Source organism: Streptomyces sp. NBC_00005 (assembly GCF_045160215.1).
In the GTDB taxonomy this organism is placed as follows: domain Bacteria; phylum Actinomycetota; class Actinomycetes; order Streptomycetales; family Streptomycetaceae; genus Streptomyces.
Genome location: NZ_CP108316.1, coordinates 5,655,307 through 5,678,910 on the forward strand (window position 1 = coordinate 5,655,307; position 23,604 = coordinate 5,678,910).

25 protein-coding genes and 1 tRNA gene are annotated in these 23,604 nt (G+C 70.3%); 14 read left to right on the plus strand and 12 right to left on the minus strand.

Going from position 1 to position 23,604, the window contains the following annotated elements:
- Positions 1-33: 33 nt before the first annotated feature.
- The 4 genes from OG303_RS25975 to OG303_RS25990 all read right to left on the minus strand — a co-directional run bounded on the left by OG303_RS25975 (position 34) and on the right by OG303_RS25990 (position 1,627).
- A tRNA-Ser gene (locus OG303_RS25975) sits at positions 34-118 on the minus strand.
- Between the two features lie 45 nt (positions 119-163).
- Positions 164-595, minus strand: a complete 432-nt coding sequence (gene tadA, locus OG303_RS25980; RefSeq protein ID WP_405877480.1) for a tRNA adenosine(34) deaminase TadA — start codon at positions 593-595, stop codon at positions 164-166.
- Positions 596-654: 59 nt separating this feature from the next.
- Positions 655-1,191, minus strand: a complete 537-nt coding sequence (locus OG303_RS25985) for a hypothetical protein (RefSeq protein WP_405871275.1) — start codon at positions 1,189-1,191, stop codon at positions 655-657.
- 241 nt (positions 1,192-1,432) lie between these two features.
- On the minus strand, positions 1,433-1,627 hold the full coding sequence (locus OG303_RS25990) for a hypothetical protein (RefSeq protein WP_405871276.1): 195 nt from the start codon (positions 1,625-1,627) through the stop codon (positions 1,433-1,435).
- A gap of 96 nt (positions 1,628-1,723) precedes the next feature.
- Between OG303_RS25990 and upp the strand changes: the two genes are divergently transcribed.
- The gene (gene upp / locus OG303_RS25995) at positions 1,724-2,359 is read left to right on the plus strand and encodes a uracil phosphoribosyltransferase (RefSeq protein WP_405871278.1); all 636 of its coding nucleotides are present in this window, start codon (positions 1,724-1,726) and stop codon (positions 2,357-2,359) included.
- 120 nt (positions 2,360-2,479) lie between these two features.
- Here upp and OG303_RS26000 read toward each other — a convergent pair whose 3' ends face one another.
- Both OG303_RS26000 and OG303_RS26005 read right to left on the minus strand, forming a co-directional pair.
- Positions 2,480-3,124 (minus strand): LytR C-terminal domain-containing protein, encoded by a 645-nt coding sequence (locus tag OG303_RS26000; RefSeq protein ID WP_405871279.1) that lies wholly within the window; start codon positions 3,122-3,124, stop codon positions 2,480-2,482.
- Positions 3,125-3,236: 112 nt separating this feature from the next.
- Complete coding sequence (locus OG303_RS26005; RefSeq protein WP_003999914.1) at positions 3,237-3,533, minus strand: type II toxin-antitoxin system VapB family antitoxin; 297 nt, start codon at positions 3,531-3,533, stop codon at positions 3,237-3,239.
- Between the two features lie 199 nt (positions 3,534-3,732).
- Here OG303_RS26005 and OG303_RS26010 point away from each other — a divergent pair, with 199 nt between their 5' ends.
- A complete protein-coding gene (locus OG303_RS26010) occupies positions 3,733-3,918 on the plus strand; it encodes a hypothetical protein (protein ID WP_405871281.1) in 186 nt (61 codons plus the stop codon).
- 57 nt (positions 3,919-3,975) lie between these two features.
- Here OG303_RS26010 and OG303_RS26015 read toward each other — a convergent pair whose 3' ends face one another.
- From OG303_RS26015 to OG303_RS26035, 5 genes are all read right to left on the minus strand, one after another.
- Entirely contained in the window at positions 3,976-4,098 is a 123-nt protein-coding gene (locus tag OG303_RS26015) for a hypothetical protein (RefSeq protein WP_405871283.1), read from the minus strand.
- A 48-nt stretch (positions 4,099-4,146) separates the two neighbouring features.
- On the minus strand, positions 4,147-4,461 hold the full coding sequence (locus tag OG303_RS26020) for a hypothetical protein (RefSeq protein WP_405871284.1): 315 nt from the start codon (positions 4,459-4,461) through the stop codon (positions 4,147-4,149).
- A 79-nt stretch (positions 4,462-4,540) separates the two neighbouring features.
- Complete coding sequence (locus OG303_RS26025; protein WP_405871285.1) at positions 4,541-5,182, minus strand: HdeD family acid-resistance protein; 642 nt, start codon at positions 5,180-5,182, stop codon at positions 4,541-4,543.
- Between the two features lie 97 nt (positions 5,183-5,279).
- Positions 5,280-5,870, minus strand: a complete 591-nt coding sequence (locus tag OG303_RS26030; protein WP_405871286.1) for an HhH-GPD-type base excision DNA repair protein — start codon at positions 5,868-5,870, stop codon at positions 5,280-5,282.
- 25 nt (positions 5,871-5,895) lie between these two features.
- Entirely contained in the window at positions 5,896-7,389 is a 1,494-nt protein-coding gene (locus OG303_RS26035; RefSeq protein WP_405871288.1) for an FG-GAP-like repeat-containing protein, read from the minus strand.
- A 182-nt stretch (positions 7,390-7,571) separates the two neighbouring features.
- On the opposite strand from OG303_RS26035, the gene OG303_RS26040 reads away from it, so the two are divergent.
- The 10 genes from OG303_RS26040 to OG303_RS26085 all read left to right on the plus strand — a co-directional run bounded on the left by OG303_RS26040 (position 7,572) and on the right by OG303_RS26085 (position 20,252).
- On the plus strand, positions 7,572-9,650 hold the full coding sequence (locus tag OG303_RS26040) for a penicillin acylase family protein (protein WP_405871289.1): 2,079 nt from the start codon (positions 7,572-7,574) through the stop codon (positions 9,648-9,650).
- The gene (locus OG303_RS26045) at positions 9,650-10,267 is read left to right on the plus strand and encodes a GNAT family N-acetyltransferase (protein WP_405871291.1); all 618 of its coding nucleotides are present in this window, start codon (positions 9,650-9,652) and stop codon (positions 10,265-10,267) included. Before OG303_RS26040 ends, OG303_RS26045 begins: the two co-directional genes overlap by 1 nt.
- Positions 10,264-10,737, plus strand: coding sequence for a cupin domain-containing protein (locus OG303_RS26050; RefSeq protein WP_405871292.1), 474 nt, complete (start codon positions 10,264-10,266; stop codon positions 10,735-10,737). Before OG303_RS26045 ends, OG303_RS26050 begins: the two co-directional genes overlap by 4 nt.
- Positions 10,734-11,495 carry an SDR family NAD(P)-dependent oxidoreductase gene (locus OG303_RS26055; RefSeq protein WP_405871294.1) on the plus strand — a complete coding sequence of 254 codons (762 nt, stop codon included), beginning with the start codon at positions 10,734-10,736 and terminating at the stop codon, positions 11,493-11,495. Before OG303_RS26050 ends, OG303_RS26055 begins: the two co-directional genes overlap by 4 nt.
- A 175-nt stretch (positions 11,496-11,670) precedes the next feature.
- Positions 11,671-13,467: a copper resistance CopC/CopD family protein gene (locus OG303_RS26060; protein WP_405871296.1), complete on the plus strand. Its 1,797-nt coding sequence runs from the start codon at positions 11,671-11,673 to the stop codon at positions 13,465-13,467.
- A 245-nt stretch (positions 13,468-13,712) separates the two neighbouring features.
- Positions 13,713-15,029 (plus strand): ABC transporter substrate-binding protein, encoded by a 1,317-nt coding sequence (locus tag OG303_RS26065; RefSeq protein ID WP_405871297.1) that lies wholly within the window; start codon positions 13,713-13,715, stop codon positions 15,027-15,029.
- Entirely contained in the window at positions 15,026-16,006 is a 981-nt protein-coding gene (locus OG303_RS26070) for a carbohydrate ABC transporter permease (protein ID WP_405871298.1), read from the plus strand. The genes OG303_RS26065 and OG303_RS26070 overlap by 4 nt, the downstream gene beginning before the upstream one ends.
- Positions 16,003-16,896, plus strand: a complete 894-nt coding sequence (locus OG303_RS26075) for a carbohydrate ABC transporter permease (protein WP_405871299.1) — start codon at positions 16,003-16,005, stop codon at positions 16,894-16,896. Before OG303_RS26070 ends, OG303_RS26075 begins: the two co-directional genes overlap by 4 nt.
- A 27-nt stretch (positions 16,897-16,923) precedes the next feature.
- Entirely contained in the window at positions 16,924-18,237 is a 1,314-nt protein-coding gene (locus OG303_RS26080; protein WP_405871301.1) for a glycoside hydrolase family 36 protein, read from the plus strand.
- Positions 18,234-20,252 carry a beta-galactosidase gene (locus OG303_RS26085; RefSeq protein WP_405871302.1) on the plus strand — a complete coding sequence of 673 codons (2,019 nt, stop codon included), beginning with the start codon at positions 18,234-18,236 and terminating at the stop codon, positions 20,250-20,252. The genes OG303_RS26080 and OG303_RS26085 overlap by 4 nt, the downstream gene beginning before the upstream one ends.
- A 32-nt stretch (positions 20,253-20,284) precedes the next feature.
- On the opposite strand, the gene OG303_RS26090 is transcribed toward OG303_RS26085, so the two are convergent.
- The gene (locus OG303_RS26090; RefSeq protein ID WP_405871303.1) at positions 20,285-20,710 is read right to left on the minus strand and encodes a VOC family protein; all 426 of its coding nucleotides are present in this window, start codon (positions 20,708-20,710) and stop codon (positions 20,285-20,287) included.
- 231 nt (positions 20,711-20,941) lie between these two features.
- Here OG303_RS26090 and OG303_RS26095 point away from each other — a divergent pair, with 231 nt between their 5' ends.
- Positions 20,942-22,240, plus strand: a complete 1,299-nt coding sequence (locus OG303_RS26095) for a phospholipase D-like domain-containing protein (protein WP_405871305.1) — start codon at positions 20,942-20,944, stop codon at positions 22,238-22,240.
- Between the two features lie 93 nt (positions 22,241-22,333).
- Entirely contained in the window at positions 22,334-23,119 is a 786-nt protein-coding gene (locus OG303_RS26100) for a single-stranded DNA-binding protein (protein ID WP_405871306.1), read from the plus strand.
- Positions 23,120-23,604: the final 485 nt, after the last annotated feature.

Consider the following 23,604-nt stretch of genomic DNA (forward strand, 5'->3'; position numbering starts at 1 on the left):
AGGGCCCCGTCTCTCGACGGGGCCCTTCCCAAGCGGTAGCGGAGGGATTTGAACCCTCGGTGACTTGCGCCACACTCGCTTTCGAGGCGAGCTCCTTCGGCCGCTCGGACACGCTACCGAGGGAGACCTTACAGCACGCCGTGCGGTGCTTTGAAATCGGTATTCAGCGGGACCGGAAGAACTCGGTGAGCAGGTGGGCGCACTCCTCGGCGAGCACACCCTCGATCACTTCAGGGCGGTGGTTGAGCCGCCGGTCGCGTACGACGTCCCAGAGGGAGCCGGCCGCGCCGGCCTTCTCGTCGCGGGCGCCGTAGACGACGCGGTCCACGCGGGACTGGACGATCGCGCCCGCGCACATCGTGCAGGGTTCGAGGGTGACGACGAGCGTGCAGCCGGACAGCCGCCACTCGCCGAGTCCGGCCGCGGCCCGGCGGATCGCGAGGACCTCGGCGTGCGCCGTCGGATCGCCGGTGGCCTCGCGTTCGTTGTGCCCGGCCGCGAGCACGGTCGTGCCGTCCGGCGCCAGCACCACGGCGCCGACCGGGACGTCCCCGCCCCGGCCGGCCCGCTCGGCCTCGTCCAGGGCGAGCCGCATCGCGGCCCGCCAGCGGTCGCGCACCGGGTCCGGGGTCTCTCCCGCGGTTGCTGAAGCGGTCAGCGGACGGTCTCCAGGACCTCCGAGGCGCCCAGGGCCTCGGCGATCGTGCTCAGGGCGTCCTCGTCCAGGGTGCGCAGCTCCTTGGCGCTGACGCCGAGGTCGTCGAGGATCTCGACGTCGCCGACGGGGCTGTGCGGCACGGACTCGGCGGACGTGCCGCCGTCATCGTCGTCGTCGGCATCGTCGTCGGGCTCACCGTCCTCCGTGCCGTCGAGATCGAGGGCGTCCAGGTCGGAGTCGTCGTCGCCGGGCTCCCTTCCGAGCAGTTCATCGGTGAGCAGGATCTCTCCGTACGAGCTGCGGGCAGCGGCGGCGGCGTCCGAGACGTAGATGCGAGGGTCTTCCTCGCCGTCGATGCGGACGACGCCGAACCACCCGTCTTCCTGCTCGATGAGTACGAGCACCGTGTCGTCCTCGGGCGAGGCTTCCCGGGCGAGGTCGGCCAGATCCGACAGGGTTTCCACATCGTCGAGCTCTGTGTCGCTCGCTTCCCACCCGTCTTCGGTGCGCGCGAGCAGTGCGGCGAAGTACACCGTGACTCTCCCACTGGTCTTAGGCGTGCCGGTTGGGGGTCCCCCCGGCGGAGGTTATGGGCGGGGAGAGCTGTGCTCCGAGCCCCGCCCACTCGGAATCGTGGCAGAAACAAGGCGTTCAGGGGACGTCTTCGGCACCCTGTGTCCGCCCGTTTTGATCGACCACGAGCGGGATCGTACGCGGCGATCCCTGTGTGCACGCACCGGGTTGCCCTTACCTGGGCCGCGCGGAGGGCCGGAGCTACCAGCGGAACGTGCGCATGCGCATGGCGTGGCGCAGGCGGGCTGTCTTGGCGCGGCGCGGCTGGACACGGTCCCGCAACTCGCGCGCCTCGGCGAGATCACGCAGGAACTGGGCCCTGCGGCGGCGGCGCTCGGCGTCACTCTCGTGCGACGGCGAGTCGTTTCGGGTCTCGCGCTCAGGCAGGTCAGGCATAGGGACACCACCCCCCGGTCCGTCCCTCCCACTTTCCCCCTGATGGGCGGTTTGATGCCAGCGCAAGGGTTATCGGGGCGCGGTTACTGTTAGGACATGCGTCTCCACGTCGTCGACCACCCGCTGGTCGCTCACAAGCTCACCACGCTGCGCGACCAGCGCACCGACTCAGCGACCTTCCGCCGTCTCGCCGACGAGCTGGTCACCCTGCTCGCCTACGAGGCCACGCGCGACGTGCGCACGGAGCAGGTCGACATCACGACGCCGGTCGCCCCGACCACCGGCGTCAAGCTCTCCTACCCGCGCCCCCTGGTGGTGCCGATCCTGCGGGCCGGCCTCGGCATGCTGGACGGCATGGTCCGGCTGCTGCCGACCGCCGAGGTGGGCTTCCTGGGCATGATCCGCGACGAGGAGACGCTGCAGGCCACCACGTATGCCGCGCGCATGCCCGAGGACCTCTCGGGGCGTCAGGTGTACGTCCTCGACCCGATGCTGGCCACCGGCGGCACGCTGGTCGCGGCGATCCAGGAGCTGATCAAGCGCGGTGCGGACGATGTGACCGCGGTGGTGCTTCTGGCTGCGCCCGAGGGCGTCGAGATCATGGAGCGGGAGTTGGCCGGGGCGCCGGTGACCGTGGTGACGGCGGCCGTCGATGAGCGTCTCAACGAGCACGGGTACATCGTGCCGGGGCTGGGGGATGCGGGGGATCGGCTCTACGGCGCGGCTGAGTAGGGTTCGCCTTTTCGCCGCAGGGGTGCGGGTGTGCGGCGGCCGACTCTTCGTCGTGGCTGGTCGCGCCCACGCGGCGGAGCCGCACATCGACGCAGCCCCGCGCCCCTGTGGGGGCGTTGCTCAGCAGCTCTTCTTCGACGACGTGGACGTTGGCTGAGGGCCGGCCAGTGCGGACAGGGCCTTGTCGGCGGCTGCCTTCGGGGTGAGGGTTTTGAAGCCGTTGCCGATGAGCAGGTCGATCTCGGTGCCCTTGCGGGCTGCGTCCGTGCGGCGTTCGGCGGTGCTGAGCTGGGTGGCGAGGACCGGCAGTGAGTTGTTCAGGGAGGACGTGGGGCCGAGCAGTATGCCGGTGCCCTTGATCTTCTTGTCGAACTCCTTGGACGCGTTGCCCACGTCGCCGATCTTGAAGCCGCGCTTCTTCAGCTCGTCCGCGGTGCTCTTGGCCAGACCGCTGCGGGGCGTGGCGTTGTAGACGTTGACCGTGATCTGGGCGGGCTTGGGGAGGGCGGCCCCCTTGGTGCTCGCCGACGGGCTCGCCTTGGTCGCGCAGTCCGCCTTGGAACCGGCCGCCGAGGCCTTCTCGCCGCCGCCGGTGAAGACGTCGATGAGCTGCAGGGTGCCCCAGCCGACCAGACCGAGCGCGGCGGCGGAGGCCACCACGGCGACCACGAGCCTGCCGCGCCGCCGACGTTGGCGCATCCGCGGGTATTTGTCCCCCGTGATCCGGTACTTCCCGCCCATGCCTGGGGGAGTCAGCATGCTCATGAGCGCAGCGTAGTGCGCCTGAGCGGCGATGCCTACTAGATGATCATCAGACGCCACACAGGTGAACCCAAAAGGGCCAAGCCTTTACCGACAGGCCTCCGGGAAGCGCGCGTCAGTCCAGTTCGAGCACGCGCGCGTGCAGCACCTGGCGCTGTTGCAGTGCCGCTCGCACGGCGCGGTGAAGGCCGTCCTCGAGATACAGGTCGCCCTGCCACTTGACGACGTGTGCGAACAGGTCGCCGTAGAAGGTCGAGTCCTCGGCCAGGAGAGTCTCCAGGTCGAGCTGACCCTTGGTGGTGACGAGCTGATCGAGGCGGACCGGGCGCGGCGCGACGTCCGCCCACTGCCGGGTGCTTTCCCGGCCGTGGTCGGGGTACGGCCGGCCGTTTCCGATGCGCTTGAAGATCACACGGAAAGCCTACCGGGCAAGGCTCTCTGGGCGCAGCTTCCCGGCTCGGCCGGGCGCGACAAGTACGTGCAGATCCTGGCCGATATCGGTCAAAGGGGGTAGATGTGGCCGGGTTGTTGACACATTCCCCGTACGGATGATCGAGAGACGGCTGTCGGGGGCGGGTGTACGTTCCGGGTCCGCAGCGGACCTTGTCGGCATGGCCAAGGCGTATGGGACCGGCCAATGGCCATGTGCGCCTTTGACCGACAAGCGTGCGTTCCTGTGTTGCTTCATCAACCGCATCGAAGTGGCCAAGGCGTTGTCGCGAGGCAACAAGTGGGAGCCTTGCGACGCCGGCCGCCGTACCGTGATCACCTGGGTCGTGCCGCGATCCGGTCGCTGACGGTATGGCTCGGCGGAGGCGGTAGGCCCATTCGGTACACCCGCCTCCGCCGGTCGGTCAGCGGTCCCGTTCCTTCAGGGGCTGCTTGGCTTCCGGTTTCTTCCGGTCCGGCTTCGGCGCGCTGCGTGCGGCCTCCGCGCGCAGGAGGGCGCGCAGGACCGCGTACGGGTCGATGGGCATGGCTGTGTTCCTTGCGTAGTCGCCGACTGTTCCCGAAAGCCGGGTCTGTCAGCAGCGCAGGACCACCGAGCGCAGGGCGTGGAGGGAGTGCGGCGACCGGGGCGCGGCGGGGAGCGGGTGGCCCGCCGGGACGCCGGGTGCCGGTGCCGGGAGGGGAGCGGGGCGCAGGGCCACGTCGGTGCGGCGGACGGCGTCGGCCGGTGGCCGCAGGGTCGCGTCCAGGACGTCGTACTCGACGATCTCCATGGCCGCGGCGGGCGTCGTGTGCACCTCGGCGTGGACGCCCGGTACCAGCAGGGCGAGCAGCAGGACGAGCGTCCGCAGCCAGGCACGGCTGCACGGGGGGCGTCGTACGGTGCTCACGGGAGATCATCTGCCCATGACACGTCCGGCGTTCAGCCGACGGGCGCGAGAACCGCCCGTTCGGGGGACCCGGCGTGATTCACATGGCGCGTGGCACCTGCTCGGCCCGGCTCCGCACGCTCAGCGCGGTGATGATCTCGACGACACCGACCGCGATCAGCCAGATGCCCCCGACGAGGGTGAGGACGGCGACCGACTCGAACGGTGAGTCGATCAGCACGATCCCGCCGATGAAGGTGACGATCCCGAGGAAGATCTGCCAGCCGCGGGCCGGCATGTTCCGGTCGGAGGCGGCGGCCAGGGTCTGGGTGATGCCGCGGATGAGCCAGCCGATGCCGATCCACAGGGCCAGCAGCAGGATCGACCGCATCGGGCCGCGCAGACAGAACAGGCCCAGCAGGATCGACAGGGCGCCGCTGATGAAGGCCAGTACGCGCAGCGAGGTGGTCCGGTGTGTGCCGAAGGCGGCGACCAGTTGGAAGATGCCGCTGATGAGGAGGTAGACGCCGAACAGGACGCCGGCCGCGAGCAGGGAGGCGCCCGGCCAGACGAGGACCAGGACGCCCAGGATCAGCGAGGCGACGCCGGTGACCAGGACGACCTGCCAGGCGGCGCGGGAGAGGGCCTGGAGAGGGCCTTCGAAGGGCAGCTCGGGCTCATGTGCGCCCGGCGCGTGTCCGGCGGTGTGGACCTTGCGGTCGTCGTACTCCCGGCCCCGCAAGGAGTCGCTCGATGGCTCGGTCCTGTTCCATGCTTGGACCCGCGGCGGGCGCCGCGCCAGCCCTGGGAGCCACTCGGCTGACGGTCCTTTCCGGCTACTACCCGGCGGCCTTCGCCGCCTTGGCCGCCGCCTTCATCTCCTGCTTGTGCGCCCGCACCTTGGTCAGCGACTCGGGTCCGGTGATGTCGGCGACGGAGCGGAAGGACTTCGCCTCGCCGTACGCGCCGGCCGCCTCCCGCCAGCCCTCGGGCTGTACGCCCAACTGCTTGCCCAGCAGTGCCAGGAAGATCTGTGCCTTCTGCTTGCCGAAGCCGGGCAGGTCCTCCAGCCGCTTCAGCAGGTCCCGGCCGTCGGTCACGCCCTTCCAGACGAGCTCGGCGTTCCCGTCGTAGTGCTCGACGAGGTACTGGCACAGCTGGTGGATGCGCTTGGCCATGGAACCCGGGTAGCGGTGAACGGCCGGCTTCTCGGACAGGAGGGTGCCGAAGGCCTCCGGATCCATCACGGCGATCTCGTGCGCGTCCAGGTCGTCGGCGCCGAGCCGGTCCGCGATCGTGCGGGGGCCCTTGAACGCCCACTCCATCGGGACCTGCTGGTCCAGCAGCATCCCGACGAGCGCGGCGAGCGGGGAGCGTCCGAGGAGCTCGTCGGCCTCGGGGTCCTGGGCGAGGTGAAGAGTGACGTCCATGACCCCGATCATGCCTCGCCGTGCGTCAGAGCTCTACGTGAGTGCTGGGGAGGGTGGCGCCGAAATAGCCCTTGACGCCGTGGACGGTGATGCCCGAGGTCTTGCCGCACACGTTGACCGAGCCGGTCAGGACGGGACCGGACGCGGAGCCGCGGGCGGTCCACAGGCAGCCGTCGCTGTTCTCGGTGGGGGCGCCCACCACCGTCTCCGCCTTGCCGTCCTGGTTCAGGTCGGCCAGATGCACGGCGGCGCCGAACTGGTCGCCGGTCTCGGCGGTGCCGGGGATGCCCGCCGTGTCCTGGGTGTATCCGGCGGCCTTGGTGGTGGTCAGGCCGGAGGCGGAGCCGCGCAGGAGGACGGCCGTGCCCGCCGACGCGCGCGTGCCGACGGCCTCGCCGGGGGAGCCCACCAGGACGTCGGCGTACTTGTCGCCGTTGACGTCGCCGATGCTGATCGACTGGCCGAACATGTCGCCGTTCTCGGCGCTGCCGGGCACGCCGGCCGTGTCCTGGTGGTAGACCTTCGGCTTCTGGTCGGCGGTGATGCCCTGGGCGCTGCCGTAGAGGACCTGGATCTCGCCGCCGCGGTGGGCCCAGCCGGCCGGGCCGCCGGACATGGAGTCGTCGGACGAGATGCCGGTGACGAGGTCGCCGTAGCCGTCGCCGTTGATGTCGCCGATGACGCCCGCGTGGCCGTCGGCGTAGGGGAGTTCGGTGGGCGCGGCCTCCGACGGCGCGGGGTTGGGGCCACTGGCGCCGCGGTAGACGTACACCGAGCCGCGCAGGTCGTCGTCCGAGGGGCCCGGCAGCCAGAACTGCTCGGCGAGGCCGTCGCCGTCGACGTCGCCCATGACCACGCCGCGGGTTCCTCCGAAGAAGGTGTCACCGACCGTGCCGGCGGCCTTTCCGGTACGGGTGAAGGGGCCCGTGTAGGAGGCGGCCTCGCAGCCGGAACCGACGGACAGTTCGGGGGCGCCGTCGCCGTTCATGTCGCCCGTGGCCAGGGACAGTCCGAAGCGGCAGTACGTCCTGCCGTCCCCGTAGCCGGAGGGCACGGAGACGTTCGTGCCGCCCTTCAGTCCGTTCGGCCCGCCCCAGACGACGGTCACCGAGCCCCGGGCGTCCTGGCTCCCGACGCCCTCGTCGGGGGCGCCGACGATCAGGTCCGCGTATCCGTCCCGGTCCAGGTCCGCGGCGGCCACGGTGCCGCCGAAGTCGTCGCCCTCCTCCGGGGAGCCGGGGATGCCGCTCGTCGCCTGGGTGATGACCGTCCGCCGCGTGGCGCTCACCGACGACTTCGACCCGTACAGCACGACGACCGAGCCGGCCTCGTCCACGCTGCCGTTGGACGCCTTGGGCGCCCCGACCGCCAGGTCCCGGTACCCGTCACCGTTGAAGTCGTCCTGCACGGCCGCCGTGTTGGCGCCCTTGTACGGGGCGGCGGCGGAGGAGGTGACGGGGGTGAGCGTGACGGCGACGGACGCGGTGAGGACGGCTGCCGCCAGAACTGCTCTGCGCAACGGGACTCCTTGACCCAGGAAATGGACATCCCACTCGACACACAAGGCGCACGAATGGTTGTACGCCCCGGGGAATCCCCCGCCCCGGGCCCATCGTGTCTTCACTGTTCGCGTACGATCCCGCCACGGATAACTTAGGCAAGGCTTGCCTAAAGCACAGGAAAGTGCAGAAGGGTCACAGGGTGACGACCGAGATCCACCGCGACGCGTGGGGCATCCCGCACCTGCGCGCCGGCAACCCCCGTGAACTCGCCCGCGCCCAGGGCCTGGTCACCGCCCGCGACCGCGCCTGGCAGCTGGAGGTCGAGCGGCACCGGGCGCAGGGCACCTCTGCCTCCTTCCTGGGCACCGACGCCCTGCACTGGGACCTGTTCGCCCGGCGGTCCCGTCTCGACGACACGGCCCGCCGCTGCTGGGCGGCCCTGGAGGAACGGGACGCCGAGACGGCGGACTGGGTGCGGGCGTACGTCGACGGTGTCAACGCAGGCCTGGAAGGCACCACGGCACCGGAGTTCGGGCAGGCCGGCCTCACCCCCGGCCACTGGGAGCCCTGGACCCCGCTGGGCGTCTGGCTCGCCACGCACATCCTCTTCGCCGGTTTCCCCGCCAAGCTGTGGCGCGAGGAGGCCGTACGGCACCTGGGCGAGCGGGCCGTCGGGCTGTTCGCCACCGACGGGCCCGGCACCGCCGGCAGCAACGGCTGGCTGGTCGGCGGGGAACGGACCACGACCGGTCACGCCGTCATCGCGGGCGACCCGCACCGTTTCATCGAGGACCCGGGCGTCTACCAGCAGATCCACCTCTCCTGCCCGGAGTTCGACGTCGTCGGCCTCGCCGTCCCCGGCATTCCCGGCATCGCCCACTTCGGCCACACCGGCACGGTCGCCTGGGCGATCACCAACGCGATGGCCGACTACCAGGACCTGTACCGGGAGCGGCTGCGGCGCACCGGCGCGGGGGTGGAGGCCCTCGGGCCGGACGGCGGCTGGGCCCGCGCCTGCCGGCACACGGAGACCGTCGAGGTGGCGGGCGAGGAGCCGGTCGAGGTCGAGGTGATCGAGACGGACCGGGGGCCGGTGATCATCGGCGGTCCCGAGGGGCTGGAGGAGGGCGTGCCCGGCACACCTCCGGTCGCGGTCAGCCTCCGCTACCCGCCCCGCGTCACCGGGGACCTGGGCTTCGGCGCCCTGCTTCCCCTGCTGCGGGCCCGCCGGGTCGCGGACGTGGACCGTGCCGTCGACCTGTGGGCCGAGCCCGTCAACGTCGTCCAGGCCGCCGACACCGAGGGCGGCCTGCTGCACCGGGTCGCGGGGCGGGTGCCGGTGCGCGCCGAGGCCAACAGCCGCCGGCTGGTCCCCGCCTGGGAGCCCGGCCACGAGTGGCGGGGCTGGCACGAGATGCCGCGCACCGAACCGGCCGACGGCGTCGCGGTGATGGCCAACCAGCGGGGCCTTGCGACTCCGCTCGGCGTCGAGTTCGCCGCGCCCCACCGCGCGGACCGGATCGCCGCGCTCCTGGCGGAGAAGGAGCACTGGTCGCCCGGGGACATGCCGGCGATCCACACGGACACCCATCTCGCCTCCACCGCGGCCCTGTTGGACCACCTGGCCGCCCTGGAGAACCTCTCCCCCGAGGCCGCCGCGCTCCGCGACCGCCTCCTGCGCTGGGACCGCCGCATGGACGCGGGCAGCACCGGCGCCGCCGGCTACGCGGCGGTGCGCGGCGCGGTCGTACGCCATCTCGCGGCGCACCCGGCGTTCGCCGCACTGGCCGTCCCGCCCGCCTGTCCCGAGGTGTTCCTCCCCTGGCTCGCCCTGCTCCCGCGCGTCGGCTTCGCCCTCGAACACCTGCTGCGCGCCGAGGAGTTGTACGGCGTTGATCGGGCGGCGGCCGTCCGCGCCGCCCTCGAAGAGGTGGCCGCCGAGCCGCCCGCCCCGACCTGGGGCGAGACGCACCGCCTGGTCCCTTGGCGGGCGCTCACCACCACCTCGTACGACGAACCGGGTCTGTCCGGCGACCACGACTGCGTGCTCTGCACCTCCAGCGTGCCCGGGCTGACGGATCTCGCGGCGCGCGGGCCCGCCGCCCGCTACGTGTGGGACCTGGCCCGCCGCGAGGACAGCCTCTGGGTGGTCCCGTTCGGCGCGTCGGGCGTTCCCGGCTCGCCCCATCACCGTGATCAACTCCCCTTGTGGACCAAGGGAGATCTCGTCCCGGTCGTCACCGACTTCGACCGGCTCACCAAGGAGAGCAGCATCTGATGGCCGACCCGTACGACGTCCGGACCGCCGTCCACGAGCAGGTGATCGACGGTTTCGGGACCGGCGGCACTGTCCGCGTATTGCGGCTCGACGCGCAGGAGGACGCCCGGGCCGTGCACGGCTGGGTGAGCGAGGAGCGGGCCCGGTTCTGGGGCATGAACGGCCTCACCCGCGAGCAGGTCGCCGAGGTCTACGGGCACATGGACACGCTCGACACCCACCACGCCTTCCTGGTGGTGAAGGACGGCGAACCGGTCGCGCTGCTCCAGACCTACGAGCCGGAGGCCGACCGCGTGAGCGAGTGCTACGAGGTGCGGGACGGCGACATCGGCATCCATCTGCTCCTCGCCCCCGCGGGGGAGGGCGGCGCACGGCCCGGCTGGTCCTCGGCGCTGCTGGACGTCGTCACGTCGTACGTCCTGCCCGGCCTGGACCGGCGACGGATCGTGGTCGATCCCGACGTGCGCAACGAGAAGGCCGTCGCCCGCTTCCTGCGGCAGGGATTCGAGGCCGGACCGGTGGTCGTGCTGCCCGAGATCGACATCCCTGACGTGTATCTGCCGGAGAAAAAGGCGCAATTGGCCTTTCTGCGCCGGGAGGTAGCCTTCCCCGGGTGACCCCTGACGACCTCGTCGCCCACTACGGACTGGAACCCATCCCGCGCGAGGGCGGCCTGTTCCGCCGCACCTGGGAGGGCCCCGAGCGGGCCGACGGCCGCCCGGAGGGCTCCGCGATCGTCGCCCTGCTGACCGGGGACGACTACTCGGCCCTGCACCGCCTGCCCACCGACGAGATCTGGCACTTCTACCTCGGTGACCCGCTGGAGCTGCTGCTCCTGGCCCCGGACGGGACGTCCGGGACGGTGGTGCTCGGGCCGGACGTCCTGGGCGGCCAGCACCTTCAGACGACCGTGCCGGCCGGCACCTGGATGGGCGGCCGGGTCGTCGCGGGCGGTGCGTGGACGTTCTTCGGGTGCACGATGGCGCCCGGGTTCACCTACGAGGGCTACGAGCACGGGGACGCGGCCGAGCTCACGGCGCGGTATCCCTCCCAGGCCGGCCGGATTGCGGAACTGTGCCGTCCATGAGGTTGCTCGAAGGACAGGTCGCCCTGGTCACCGGTGCGGGCGGCGGCATCGGCCGGGGCATCGCGCTGCGGTTCGCCGAGGAGGGCGCCGCGGTCGCTCTGCACTGCCGTACGGCGGTGGATGCGGCGCGGGCAGTGGCCGCCCGCATCGAGGAACTGGGCCGGCCCGCTGTCGTACTGCAGGCGGACCTCACCGACGAGGACGCGTGCCGGCGGGTGGTGGGCGAGGCGGCCGAGTGGGGCGGAAGGCTGACCGCGCTGGTCAACAACGCCGGTGTGCAGCCGACCCAGGAGCTGCCCGGGATGACGGCGGCCGAGTGGCGGGCGGTCGTGGACGCGAACCTGTCGAGCGTCTTCGCGTGCACGCAGGCGGCCGCGGAGATCATGAGGGCGCAGGGCGGCGGGGGCTGCGTGACGCACATCGCGTCCGTCGAGGCGCGCCGGCCGGCGCCCTCGCACGCCCACTACGCCGCGTCCAAGGCGGCCGTCGTCATGCACGCGCGGTCGGCGGCCCTGGAGTACGGGGAGTACGGCATCCGCGTCAACACCGTCTCGCCCGGGCTGGTCGACCGGGAGGGGCTGGCCGAGGCCTGGCCGGAGGGGGTGCGGCGGTGGCAGCGGGCGGCGCCCCTCGGGCGGCTCGGGCGGCCGCAGGACGTGGGGGACGCGTGCGTGTTCCTGGCCTCGCGGCTGGCGTCCTGGATCACCGGACACGACCTGGTCGTGGACGGAGGGGTGTCGGCCGGGCCGACGTGGTGAGGTCATGAGGAGCACGGCGAACACGGTGAGCACGCGGCCGCTCACATCCGTACGTATCCGGAAGGTGGCAAGTCCGACGACGGAGAAACGCGTGGGGTGTGAGGGTGCAGACAGCGGACGGCGAGCGCGCCGACGGGTCCGCGGAGCCGGCGGACACCGCGGAGTTCAAGGGCTGGTGCTGCTGGGCGCCGTGCTGGTCCTGCTCGTCCTCGGCGGGGCGGGACCCGCGTCGGCGCACGCGGCCCTCAAGTCCACCGCCCCCGCAGACGGCACCGTCCTCAAGTCCGCCCCCCGCCACGTCACCCTGACCTTCACCGAGTCCGTCGGCCTGCTCGACGACTCCTTCCGCATCCTCGACCCCGACAACCGGCGCGTGCGCACCGGCGAGGCGCAGCACGCGCCGGGCCGCTCCGACACGGCGCAGGTGACCCTGCCGGGCAGGCTCGCCCAGGGCACGTACGTCGTGGCCTGGCGGGTCGTGTCGGCGGACAGCCATCCGGTCGGCGGCGCGTTCACCTTCTCCGTCGGCAAGCCCTCCGCGACGTCGGCGGCCGTGGACACCGATCCCGTCGAGAACCCGGCGACCGCCAGCCTCTACAACATCGCCCGCTATCTGGCCTACCTGGCCGCGGCCCTCCTCATCGGCACGGCGGCCTTCGTGGTGCTGTGCCGCCCGCCGGACCGGGGCCCGCTGCGCAAACCGCTCCTGGCGGGGCTGTGGACCCTGCTGGGCGCCACGCTCGCCCTGCTGGTGCTGCGCGCCCCGTACGAGACGGGCACGGGCCCGGCGTCGGCCTTCGACGCCTCCGCCTTCGGCCGCACCCTCACGGGCCGCTCCGGCCTGGCCCTGCTGGCCCGGCTCGCGCTGCTGCCCGTGGCGGCCTTCTTCGTCGTACGCCTGCGCACGCGCGCTTCCTTCTCCCGCCCGGTGCTCGCCGCGGGTGCCGCGCTCGCCGTGGGCCTGACCCTCACCTGGGCGGCCGCCGACCACGCGTCGGCGGGCATCCAGGTGCCCGTGGCGATGGCGTCCACGGTGCTGCACCTGCTGGCGATGTCCCTCTGGCTGGGCGGCCTCACCGCCCTGCTGATCCTGCTCCACCGCACCGAGCTCCCCGCGGCCGCCGTGGCCCGCTTCTCCCGCCTCGCCTTCGTCTCCGTGACCGTCCTGGTCGTCACCGGCGTCTACCAGTCCTGGCGCGGCCTGGGCTCGTGGAGCGCCTTCACCGACACGACGTACGGCCGCCTCCTGATCGCCAAGCTGGTCGCGGTGGCGCTGGTGCTGGCTGCGGCCGGGGTCTCCCGGCGGTGGACGGCGCGGCTGGTGACGGCGGAGGCGGACGCGGCCGTACGGGAGCGGGTGCCGGAGCCGGTGGGCGGGCCGCCGTTGCCGGAGCCGCCGCCGCGCGAGCCGTCGGGGTCCGAGTCGTCGGGGACCGGCACGACGACCGATACGCCGGAGACGGGTCCGCCCGGCCCGGACCCGCGCCGCCGTCAGCTGCGCCGCTCCGTCCTGGCCGAAGTCGCCGTGGGCGTCGTGGTGTTGGTGATCACGACCGTGCTCGGCGGGACGCTGCCGGGCCGTGCGGCCGCCGAGGCGGCACAGGCGCCCGTGACGGCGGACGGGCTCCCCGCCGCGTCCGTCACCAACGTCCCCTTCGACGTCGGCACCCCGGGCGCGCGCGGCAAGGTGCAGATCACCATCGACGCGGGGCGCGTCGGCGACAACACCGTCCAGGCCGTGGTCTTCGGCGCCGACGGCGGCATCGTCGCCGTTCCCGAACTCCGCCTCTCCCTCACCCTCAAGTCGCAGAAGATCGGTCCGCTCGACGCCAAGCTCACCGACCGCGGCGGCTACTGGGGCAGCGACGACCTCACACTTCCCATCGCCGGGACATGGACCATGAAGGTGACGATCAGGGTTTCCGCGATCGACCAGGTCAGCGTGGACAAGAGCGTGCAGATCAACGGCTGAGGACCGGAGCGAAAGCGGCAATACCGATCAATTGCGGGCGCCTCTGTTCGAGGGTTCGGACGGAAACGATCAAGAGTGTGTCGGTTACGTTTCCACAAAGGTCGAAGACAGCCCTTGACGCATGACCGGACATACGACTGATATTAGCGCCACGATGTTCGGTCGAGTTGATTTCTGGTCGTTTTCGACTTGTTTCGACATGGCGTGGCCCATGGCCGAACCCCTGCGCCCTCCAGGAGCCGTTCATGCATGACCTCTCCCCTTCGGGTCTCCACCTTCCCGCGCCCAGCCGCCGCAGTCTGCTGCGAGGCGCCGGAGGTGCCGCACTGCTCGCGGGCGCCGGCATTCCGCTGCTGAGCGCCTGCGGCGGCAGCGGCACGTCGTCCGACCCCAAGACCGTGAGCCTCGGCTCCAACGCCTCGGACGCGGTGCCGAAGAAGGCGTTCGCCGAGATCTACGCGGCCTTCAAGAAGCAGTCCGGGATCACGGTCGACGTGAACACCAAGGACCACAACACGTTCCAGGAGCAGATCAACTCGTATCTGCAGGGCACTCCCGACGACGTGTTCAACTGGTTCGCCGGCTACCGCATGCAGTTCTTCGCGGCGAAGAAGCTCGCCTCGCCGATCGACGACGTGTGGGCGAAGATCGGGGACAACTTCCCCGACGCGATGAAGAAGCTCGCCAAGGGCGAGGACGGCAAGTACTACTTCGTCCCGCTGTACACGTACCCGTGGGCGATCTTCTACCGCAAGAGCGTCTTCAAGCAGCACGGCTACGAAGTCCCCACCACCTGGGACCAGTTGGTCGCCCTGTGCAAGCAGATGAAGAAGGACGGCCTGGTCCCGATCGCCTTCGGTGACAAGGACGCCTGGCCGGCGATGGGCACCTTCGACCAGATCAACTTCCGGCTCAACGGCTACGACTTCCACGTCGAGCTGATGGGCGGCAAGGCCTCCTGGACCGACGCCAAGGTCAAGGCCGTCTTCGACCACTGGTCCGAGCTGCTCCCCTACCACCAGGACGGCTTCATGGGCCGCACCTGGCAGGACGCCGCCCAGACCCTGGTGTCGAAGAAGGCCGGCATGTACCTCCTCGGCTCCTTCGTGGCGCAGCAGTTCACCAACAAGGCCGACCTCGACGACCTCGACTTCTTCGCCTTCCCGGAGATCAACTCCGCGTACGGCCAGGACACCGTCGAGGCGCCCACCGACGGCTTCATGGTCAGCAAGGCCCCGAAGAACAAGGCCGGTGTCACCAAGCTCCTGGAGTTCCTGGGCACGCCCGAGGCCGAGCAGATCTACCTCAAGGCCGACTCCAGCGTGGTGGCCGCCTCCAGCAAGGCCGACACCTCGTCGTACACCGCGCTGCAGAAGAAGGCGTACACCATGATCAGCGAGGCCAAGAGCCTCACCCAGTTCATGGACCGCGACTCCCGGCCCGACTTCACCTCCACGGTGATGCAGCCCGGCCTGCAGAAGTTCCTCCAGAACCCCAAGGGCGTCGACAGTCTGCTGTCCTCGATCGAGCGCCAGAAGAAGACGATCTTCGCCTCCTCATGAGCTCCGAGACCCCCACGAAGACCCCGGAGGCGGCCGCCGTGCCGCCTTCGGGGCCCGCATCTGTCAAGAAGCGGGTCCCGCAGGGCCACAGGCGCCTGCTGACCCGCCGTGACCGCATCACGCTCGGCTTCATGGCCGGCGTGCCCACGGTCCTGCACGTGGCCCTCGTCTGGGTCACCGCCCTCGCCTCGATCGCCCTGGCCTTCACGTCCTGGGACGGCATCGGATTCGACTCCATCAAGTGGGTCGGCCTGGACAACTTCCGTCAGTTGTTCACCGACAACCCGCAGTTCTGGCCCGCCCTCCAGCACAACGTCATCTGGTTCGTCGTGCTCATCCTGATCCCGACGCCGTTCGGCCTGTTCCTGGCCGTGCAGCTGGACAAGAGGATCCGCTTCAGCCGCGTCTACCAGACCGCGTTCTTCCTCCCGGTCGTGGTCTCGCTGGCCGTGACCGGCTTCGTCTGGCAGCTCGTCTACAACCCCGACACGGGCCTGATCAACAGCCTCATCGGGGCCAACAAGCCGGGCCACTACATCGACTGGATCGGCGACCCGAAGCTCAACCTGTGGGCCGTGCTGATCGCCGCCTCCTGGCGGCACGCCGGCTACATGATGATCCTCTACCTGGCCGGCCTGAAGGGCGTCGACCCGTCCCTGCGCGAGGCCTCCTCGCTGGACGGCGCGAACGAGTGGCAGACGTTCAAGAACGTCATCTTCCCGACGCTGCGCCCGACCAACACCGTCGTCCTGGTCGTCACCATCATCGAGGCCCTGCGCGCCTTCGACCTGGTCTTCGTCTTCAACAAGGGCGCCCAGGGCACCGAGTTGCTGTCGATCCTGATCACCAACAACATCATCGGCGAGTCCAGCCGGATCGGTTACGGGTCGGCGATCGCCGTCGTCCTGCTGGTCATCTCCCTCGTGGTCATCATTCCGTACCTGATCGCGACCTTCCGGAAGGAGCGGCGCGCATGAGCACCCCCACCGCCGCACTCGGCGCGAAGCAGCGCACCCCCCTCCGCCCGGCCCGGGTCCTGCTGCACGTGTTCCTCGTCGTCACCTCGCTGGCCTGGCTCGCCCCGCTGCTGTGGGCGGTGTTCGCAGCGCTGCGCCCGTACTCGGAGACCAGCAACAAGGGTTACGTCTCCTGGCCGGACACGTTGAACTTCGACAACTTCAAGAACGCGTTCGAGCAGTCCGACATGATCCACTACTTCGGCAACACGCTGATCATCGCGGTCCCGGCCGTACTGGTCACGCTGCTGCTGTCGTCGATGGTCGCGTTCTACGTCAGCCGCTTCGACTTCCGGCTCAACATCTTCCTGCTCCTGGTCTTCACGGCCGGCAACCTGCTGCCGCAGCAGGTCATCATCACCCCGCTGTACCGCCTGTACCTGCTCGTCGACCTGCCCGGCATCACCATGAGCGGCAAGCTGTACGACTCCGCGCTCGGCCTGGTCCTCATCCACGTGGCGTTCCAGTCCGGCTTCTGCGCCTTCGTGCTCAGCAACTACATGCGGATGCTGCCGCACGAACTGACCGAGGCCGCCCTCGTCGACGGCGCGTCGGTGTGGCGGATGTACTGGCAGATCGTGCTGCCGCTGTGCAAGCCCGCGATGGCGGCCCTGGCGACCCTGCTGTCCATCTGGATCTACAACGACTTCTTCTGGGCGATCGTGTTGATCTCGACCGGCGAGAACATGCCGATCACCTCGGCCCTGAACAACCTCTCCGGCCAGTACTTCACCGACCCCAACCTGGTCGCCGCGGGCGCCCTGTTGACCGCGATCCCGACGTTGATCGTGTACTTCGTGCTGCAGCGGCAGTTCGTCAGTGGCCTGACCCTGGGCGCCAACAAGGGCTGACGCCCTCCGTTTTGAAAGAGAACCACCGTGCCCCACCCCTTCACCCCGGTAGCCTCCCTCCCCGTGGACCTTCGCAACGCCCGTGTCCACGAGGAGGGTTGGCAGTCCTGGAGCCCCAGCGGCGCCTACGCCCTCGGCGACAGGCCGTACCGCCCGACCAACGACAACTGGGCGACGGTCTGTTATCGCCCGGGCGTCACCGTGCCCGCGGGCACCTTCCAGGGCGAGGGGCTGCTGGCGCTCGACCCGGGCGACGGCTCACCGGTGCGGCTGTGGGCGGCCGTCGATCCCACCAGCGAGGTCCCGTCCATCCGGCTGACCGTCGCGGACGGCGTCGCGGAGGTCAGCGCCGACGGCTCGGTGAAGGAGTGGACCGGCACGGACATCCAGTCCCTGCTGGCGAGTTGGGCCGACGGCCTGGAGGTGGCGCCCCCGCGCCCGGCACCCACCGTCTGGTGCTCCTGGTACGAGTACTTCACGGCCGTCACCGAGGACGACGTCCACGAGAACCTCCGGGCGATGGACACCCTCGACCTGCCCATCGACGTCGTCCAGATCGACGACGGCTACCAGAAGGCCCTCGGCGACTGGCTCACCCTCTCGGGCCGCTTCCGCTCCCGCGAGGGCATCTCGGACGCCATCCGGGCCCGGGGCCGCAGGGCGGGCATCTGGACGGCCCCCTTCCTGGTCGACCCGAACAGCGAACTGGCCGCCGAGCACCCCGACTGGCTGGTCCGCGACACCGCCGGCGGCTTCACCCACGCCGGCCGCAACTGGGGCCACGACCTGCGCGTCCTGGACACGACCCACCCCGAGGCGGCGGCGTATCTGACGGACGTCTTCCGCACCCTCCGCTCCGAGGGCTACGACTACTTCAAGGTCGACTTCCTCTACGCGGGCGCCCTGGACGGCGTACGACACAAGTCTGTCGACGCGCTGTCCGCGTACCGCGACGGCATCCGCCTGATCCGCGAGGCGATCGGCCCGGAGTCCTACCTCCTGGGCTGTGGCGCCCCGATCCTCCCCTCCATCGGCCTGTTCGACGCGATGCGCGTCAGCCCCGACACGGCCCCGCACCGCCGTCCCGAGGCCGACGACTACAGCCAACCCGGTCAGGACCCGGCCGAGTTCACCGGCGTCGGACGCCAGTGGCAGCACGGCCGCCTCTGGGTCAACGACCCCGACTGCCTGATGGCCCGCCCGGCCGTGGAGACGCGGGAACGCTGGGCGGCCCATGTGGAGGCCACCGGCGGCCTGATGGCCTCCAGCGACCGCCTGCTGTCCCTGGACGAGTGGGGCGTCGCCACAACTCGCCGCCTGCTTTCGGGAGTTGCCGAATGAACCGTCCACTGAACGTGCCCGGCATCGTGTACGGCGGCGACTACAACCCCGAGCAGTGGCCCGAGGAGGTCTGGGCCGAGGACATGCGCCTCATGGCCGAGGCCGGGGTCACCATGGTCAGCGTCAACATCTTCTCCTGGGCGCTGCTGGAACCGTCCGAGGGCGTGTACGACTTCTCCCGCCTCGACCGCATCCTCGACCTGCTGCACGCCCACGGGATCGCCGCCGACCTGGCGACCCCGACGGCGGCCCCGCCGGCCTGGTTCTTCGTGGAGCACCCGGAGGCGCTGCCGGTGGACCAGGACGGCCGCCGGCTGTCGTACGGCAGCCGCCAGACGTTCTGCCCGAGCAGCCCCGCCTACCGCACGGCCGCCCTGCGCATCGTCGCCGAACTGGCGAGGCGCTACGCGGACCACCCGGCGGTCGTGATGTGGCACGTCCACAACGAGTACGGCTGCCACAACGCGGAGTGCTACTGCGACACGAGCGCGGAGGCGTTCCGCGGCTGGCTGCGCGACCGCTACGACAGCCTGAACGCGCTCAACCACGCCTGGGGCACCACCTTCTGGAGCCAGTGGTACTACGACTGGGACCAGATCCTGCCGCCCCGCGCCACCGGCGCGGTCCCGAACCCGACGCACCGGCTGGACTGGCGCCGCTTCTGCAGCGACGCCCTGCTGTCGCTGTACGAGGCGGAGCGCGAGGTCCTGCGGGAGGCGGCCCCGGAGGCCGGGAAGGACATCCCGGCCACCACCAACTTCATGGTGATGTACAACTTCGACGCCCTGGACTACTGGCGTTGGGCCCCGAAGCTGGACATCGTGTCTAACGACCACTACCTCCAGTCCGCCGACCCGGAGTCCCAGATCGACATCGCGCTGAGCGGCGATCTCGTGCGTTCGCTCGCGGGCGGCCCGTGGCTGCTGATGGAGCACTCCACCGGCGCGGTGAACTGGCAGCCGGTCAACCGGGCCAAGACGGCGGGGGAGTTGCGCCGCAACGCCCTCGGCCATGTGGCGCGCGGCGCCGACGGCATCGCCTACTTCCAGTGGCGGGCGGCGAAGGCGGGTGCCGAGCAGTGGCACTCGGCGATGCTGCCGCACGCGGGCACCGACAGTCAGATCTGGCGGGACGTGGTGCAACTGGGCGCGGATCTAAGGGCGTTGGCCGAGGTGCGCGGCAGCACGACACCGGCCGAGGTGGCGGTGGTCTGGGACTGGGACGCGCGCTGGGCCGTGGAGCTGCCCTCGCAGCCGAGCGGCGAGCTGCACTACCAGGACCTGGTCAGGGCCTGGTACGAGCCCCTGTGGCGGGCCGGCGTCGCGGTGGACTTCGTGCGCCCGGACGCGGACCTGTCGCCGTACCGCCTGGTCCTGGCCCCCACCCTGTACCTCGTCGACGACGAGGGCGCGGCCAACCTGACGTCCTTCGCGGAAGGTGGCGGCACCCTGGCCGTCGGCTTCCACAGCGGGATGGTCGACGCGAACTGCCATGTACGGCTGGGGGGTTACCCGGGCGCGTTCCGCGAGGCCCTGGGCGTGCGGACCGACGAGCTGTTTCCGCTGCTGCCGGGAGAGTCGGTGCCGCTGAGCGACGGCGGTACGGCCCTCCTGTGGTCGGAGCGGGTGCGGCTGGAGGGCGCGGAGGCGGTGACGTCGTACGCCGAAGGACCGCTGACCGGCGTACCGGCGGTGACGCTCAACTCGTACGGCTCGGGCGCCACTTGGTACGTGGCCACGCAGCCGGACCCGGACACCCTCGCCGCCCTCCTCGACCGGATCTGCGGTGCGGCGGGTGTCGCGCCGGTGCGTACGGCTCCGGAGGGTGTGGAGGTCGCGGTGCGGCGGGGCGCGGATGCCGACTACCTCTTCCTGATCAACCACGGCGGGCGGGACGCGGAGGTTTCCGTGTCGCCGGCGGGGGCGGTCGAACTCCTCACCGGGAAGCCGGTCGCCGGTTCGGTGACGGTCCCGGCGGGCGAGGTCGCCGTCGTACGGGAGCCGCGCGCGGAGTGAGCCGGGGCCGGGCAGCCGGCGGCGCCTGCTGATCAGAAGACCGGTTCGCCGATCCCCAGCAGGTTCCCCTCGCTGTCCCGGAACCAGGCACCGCGCTCACCCCGTGCGCCCTTGCTCGGGTAGTTCCCCTCGACCTCGGCGATGCTGTCCGTCGTGTGGAAGCCGGGCACGTCGACGTCCTCGAAGACCACGCCGCGCCGCTTGAGCTCGGCCACCACCGTCTCGATGTCGTCGACCGTCCACGCCATCTGTGTGAAGGCGCCGGTCGCGGCTCCCGTCGACCGGAACAGGACGAACTCCACGCCTCCGCACCGGTACAGCAACCCGCCGGGCCGTTCGTCCACGGGTTGCAGACCGAGCCGCTCGGAGTAGAAGCGCCGGGCGCGCTCCAGATCCTGGGCCGGAAGCCTGGTCGCCACCCGCCCCCGGGCCAGCATGTCGCCGAAGTCTGCGTTCATACCTCCACTGTGCCCCGGCGCCCGGCCCCGGGTCTCGCCCCTTGCTCGCGTCACCCGCAAGGACCACCCAATACCCCAAAATGCCTAACGTATGGTAACTTTCCGCCCTTTCCGGGCAGGGTGATCCCGCCTCTTCCGTGACCAGCCCTCCCACCTCCTGCCGCTCGCCGTCCGACTGTGGTGCTCACGGTGTCCGCCCGCCCGTTTCACTCACCCAGGAAAGCGCTGATGATGACCCGTTCGACTGTGGGCCCACACCTGGTCCGGTGTCTTCGTACCGTCCCGTCCGTCGCCGCCGTGGTCCTGGCCCTGGTGGCCACGCTCCTCGGCAGTGCGACACCCGCCGCCGCACTCACCAAGCCAGTCATCAACGGCCCTGTGTTCAACGATCCGTTGGGCACGCCGGCGCAGCAGAAGGCGATCTTCACCCAGCTCGTCCAGCTGATCGACGCCACGCCTCCCGGGGCGCAGATCCGCGGCTCGATGTACGAGTTCAACGACCAGGAGGTGGCGAACGCCCTGCTCGCCGCCAACGCGCGCGGCGTCGACGTGAAGCTCCTCGTCGACGACTCGAGCTATGTCGGCGGCAACGGCGCCGAGTACGCCAACCCGTCCTTCCAGTCCCTCAGAGCGGGACTCGGAACCAATGACGCCGCCCGTTCCTGGATCGCCGTCTGCGACGACAGGTTCGAGGACGCCGACGGCGTGGACGACGTCAGCCGCGGCTGCCTGAGCGTCCCCCCTCCCGGACCGGCGTACGCCCACAACAAGTTCTTCCTCTTCTCGCGGATCGGGCCCTTCGACGACGGCACCAGCTACTCGAAGGTCGTCTTCCAGACCTCCTCCAACCTGGGCGACTGGTACAAGGTCGAGTCCTTCAACGACGCGGTCACCTTCTCGGACAGCGCGGTGTACGACGGCTACGCCGCGTACCACGAGCAGCTCCGCCGCGGCCGCAACCTCGTGGGCGGCAACAACCACGCGTACTTCTCCACACCGAGCGGCTCGACCTACCGGGCCTTCTTCTTCCCGCGCGGTGACGCGTCGTACTACAACCCGGCCACCGACACCGTCGTCGGCGTGCTCAACCAGCTCAGCTGCGCCTACACCGGTGCGGACGGGCTGCGGCACCAGACCGACGTCCGCATCGTGGTGCACAGCTTCTTCGGCTCGCGCCGCCAGGTCGCCGACAAACTGGCCCAACTGCGCAGCAGGGGCTGCTGGGTCGACATCCTCTACGCCGAGACCGACTCCACGATCACCTCTCGCCTGAACGCCGCCGGCATCCAGCACCGCAAGTGCCTCATCCCCAACGGCCCGGGCATCGACGTCCGCCCGCACAACAAGGAAATCCTGATCGACGGCGCCTACGACGGCGACATCACACCCCGCGTCTACACGGGCAGCGCCAACCTGACCGGCTCGTCCCTGCGCTCGGCCGACGAAGCACTGGTGCGGATCGCCAGCGCGTCGTACCACGCGAAGTACCTGAGCACGTTCTACAAGATCCGGGCCGCTTGCGGCGGTTGACGCCGTGCGGTGGTGACACAACTACATGGTGAACCTTTGGCCAACGCCGTACGCTCCCTTTGATCAATCAAAAGAATCAGTGGGGGGACATTCATGCGCGCAACCACGCGCCTTGGCCTGCTCGGCACCAGCGTCGCGCTGGTCGCCACCGCGATCGGTGCCACCGCCGCCCAGGCGGAGGACGGCGGCGCGGGCAACATCACGCTCGACAAGGTCGTCGTCAACGGCGGCAAGCCGGTCGTGGTCGGTACCACCAACGTGGTGTCCGCCAAGGTCTCCGTGACCGCGTCCGACGATTCGGGCATCGCCAAGGCCACGTACATCAGCGCCTGGGGACCGAATCCGAACTTCGCGCAGATCTGGTACGACGACGGCGACATCACCTGCGTCAAGGCGAGCGCCACCACCTCGACCTGCACGGGCATCCTGACGTTCGACCCGCAGGCGGCGACCGGCTTCGTCGACAACAACGCGGCGGCCACCTGGGACCTCTCCACGTCGGTCTCCGCCAACGACTACGACTACATCCACCGGGACGCGGCCACCACGTTCAAGGTGCAGCGCTACTCGAAGCTGACGGTCAACGCCGCGCCGGAGCCGGTGAAGAAGGGCAAGACCGTCACGGTCACCGGCAAGCTCTCCCGGGCCAACTGGGAGGACAACAAGTACCACGGCTACACGAACCAGTCGGTGAAGCTGCAGTTCCGCAAGAAGGGCAGCACCACCTACACGACGGTGAAGACGATCAAGTCCAACTCGACGGGCAACCTCAGGACGACCGTCACCGCCTCCACCGACGGCTACTTCCGCTACAGCTTCGCGGGCACGGCGACGACTCCGGCGGTCAGCGCGGCCGGCGACTTCGTGGACGTCCAATAAGAAACTCACGAAGCCCGGCAGCGGAGCGACGTCAAATCCAACAGAGACGGAAACCGCGACCGGCAACGTCGAGGGGCCCCACCGCGAACGGTGGGGCCCCTCGACGTCGTGCCCCTTTTCCGCTGTCCGCCGGTGCGTGCCGAGGGCAACCCCTTGACCTCGGTGGCCCCGGCCACTATTTTGCCGTAGACGTCGACCCAAAACCCCCGAAAGGAGGCGACCGACAGATGAACACCTGCTCTGATCTTGGTCGCCTCGCCCAGCGCACGGTCTGGGTTCCGGGTCGGATCGCGCACGGCTGCTGAGTACGCCGTTCTGATGTGCCCGTCCGCGGCACATTCCGGGTTTCCCGTCACCGTTTTCCGGCACGTCGCTGTTGCGTGCCCTTTTGCGCCCGCTTCTCGCACGTGGCGCGTCTGAACACAGAAAGCTGCCTGAAATTGGCGAACATGATGAATCGACCGATCACGCACGGAAACGAAGGC

What these genes read in the sequence shown, in the direction of transcription:
- OG303_RS26065 (WP_405871297.1), top strand. Translation starts at nt 13,713, where the DNA reads ATGCATGACCTCTCCCCTTCGGGTCTCCACCTTCCCGCGCCCAGCCGC.
- OG303_RS26045 (WP_405871291.1), top strand. Translation starts at nt 9,650, where the DNA reads ATGGCCGACCCGTACGACGTCCGGACCGCCGTCCACGAGCAGGTGATC.
- OG303_RS26085 (WP_405871302.1), top strand. Translation starts at nt 18,234, where the DNA reads ATGAACCGTCCACTGAACGTGCCCGGCATCGTGTACGGCGGCGACTAC.
- OG303_RS26030 (WP_405871286.1), bottom strand. Translation starts at nt 5,870, where the DNA reads ATGGACGTCACTCTTCACCTCGCCCAGGACCCCGAGGCCGACGAGCTC.
- OG303_RS26010 (WP_405871281.1), top strand. Translation starts at nt 3,733, where the DNA reads ATGGCCAAGGCGTATGGGACCGGCCAATGGCCATGTGCGCCTTTGACC.
- OG303_RS26000 (WP_405871279.1), bottom strand. Translation starts at nt 3,124, where the DNA reads ATGAGCATGCTGACTCCCCCAGGCATGGGCGGGAAGTACCGGATCACG.
- OG303_RS26055 (WP_405871294.1), top strand. Translation starts at nt 10,734, where the DNA reads ATGAGGTTGCTCGAAGGACAGGTCGCCCTGGTCACCGGTGCGGGCGGC.
- OG303_RS26015 (WP_405871283.1), bottom strand. Translation starts at nt 4,098, where the DNA reads ATGCCCATCGACCCGTACGCGGTCCTGCGCGCCCTCCTGCGCGCGGAG.
- OG303_RS25990 (WP_405871276.1), bottom strand. Translation starts at nt 1,627, where the DNA reads ATGCCTGACCTGCCTGAGCGCGAGACCCGAAACGACTCGCCGTCGCAC.
- OG303_RS26070 (WP_405871298.1), top strand. Translation starts at nt 15,026, where the DNA reads ATGAGCTCCGAGACCCCCACGAAGACCCCGGAGGCGGCCGCCGTGCCG.
- tadA (WP_405877480.1), bottom strand. Translation starts at nt 595, where the DNA reads ATGCGGCTCGCCCTGGACGAGGCCGAGCGGGCCGGCCGGGGCGGGGAC.
- OG303_RS26075 (WP_405871299.1), top strand. Translation starts at nt 16,003, where the DNA reads ATGAGCACCCCCACCGCCGCACTCGGCGCGAAGCAGCGCACCCCCCTC.
- OG303_RS26095 (WP_405871305.1), top strand. Translation starts at nt 20,942, where the DNA reads ATGACCCGTTCGACTGTGGGCCCACACCTGGTCCGGTGTCTTCGTACC.
- OG303_RS26090 (WP_405871303.1), bottom strand. Translation starts at nt 20,710, where the DNA reads ATGAACGCAGACTTCGGCGACATGCTGGCCCGGGGGCGGGTGGCGACC.
- OG303_RS26100 (WP_405871306.1), top strand. Translation starts at nt 22,334, where the DNA reads ATGCGCGCAACCACGCGCCTTGGCCTGCTCGGCACCAGCGTCGCGCTG.
- upp (WP_405871278.1), top strand. Translation starts at nt 1,724, where the DNA reads ATGCGTCTCCACGTCGTCGACCACCCGCTGGTCGCTCACAAGCTCACC.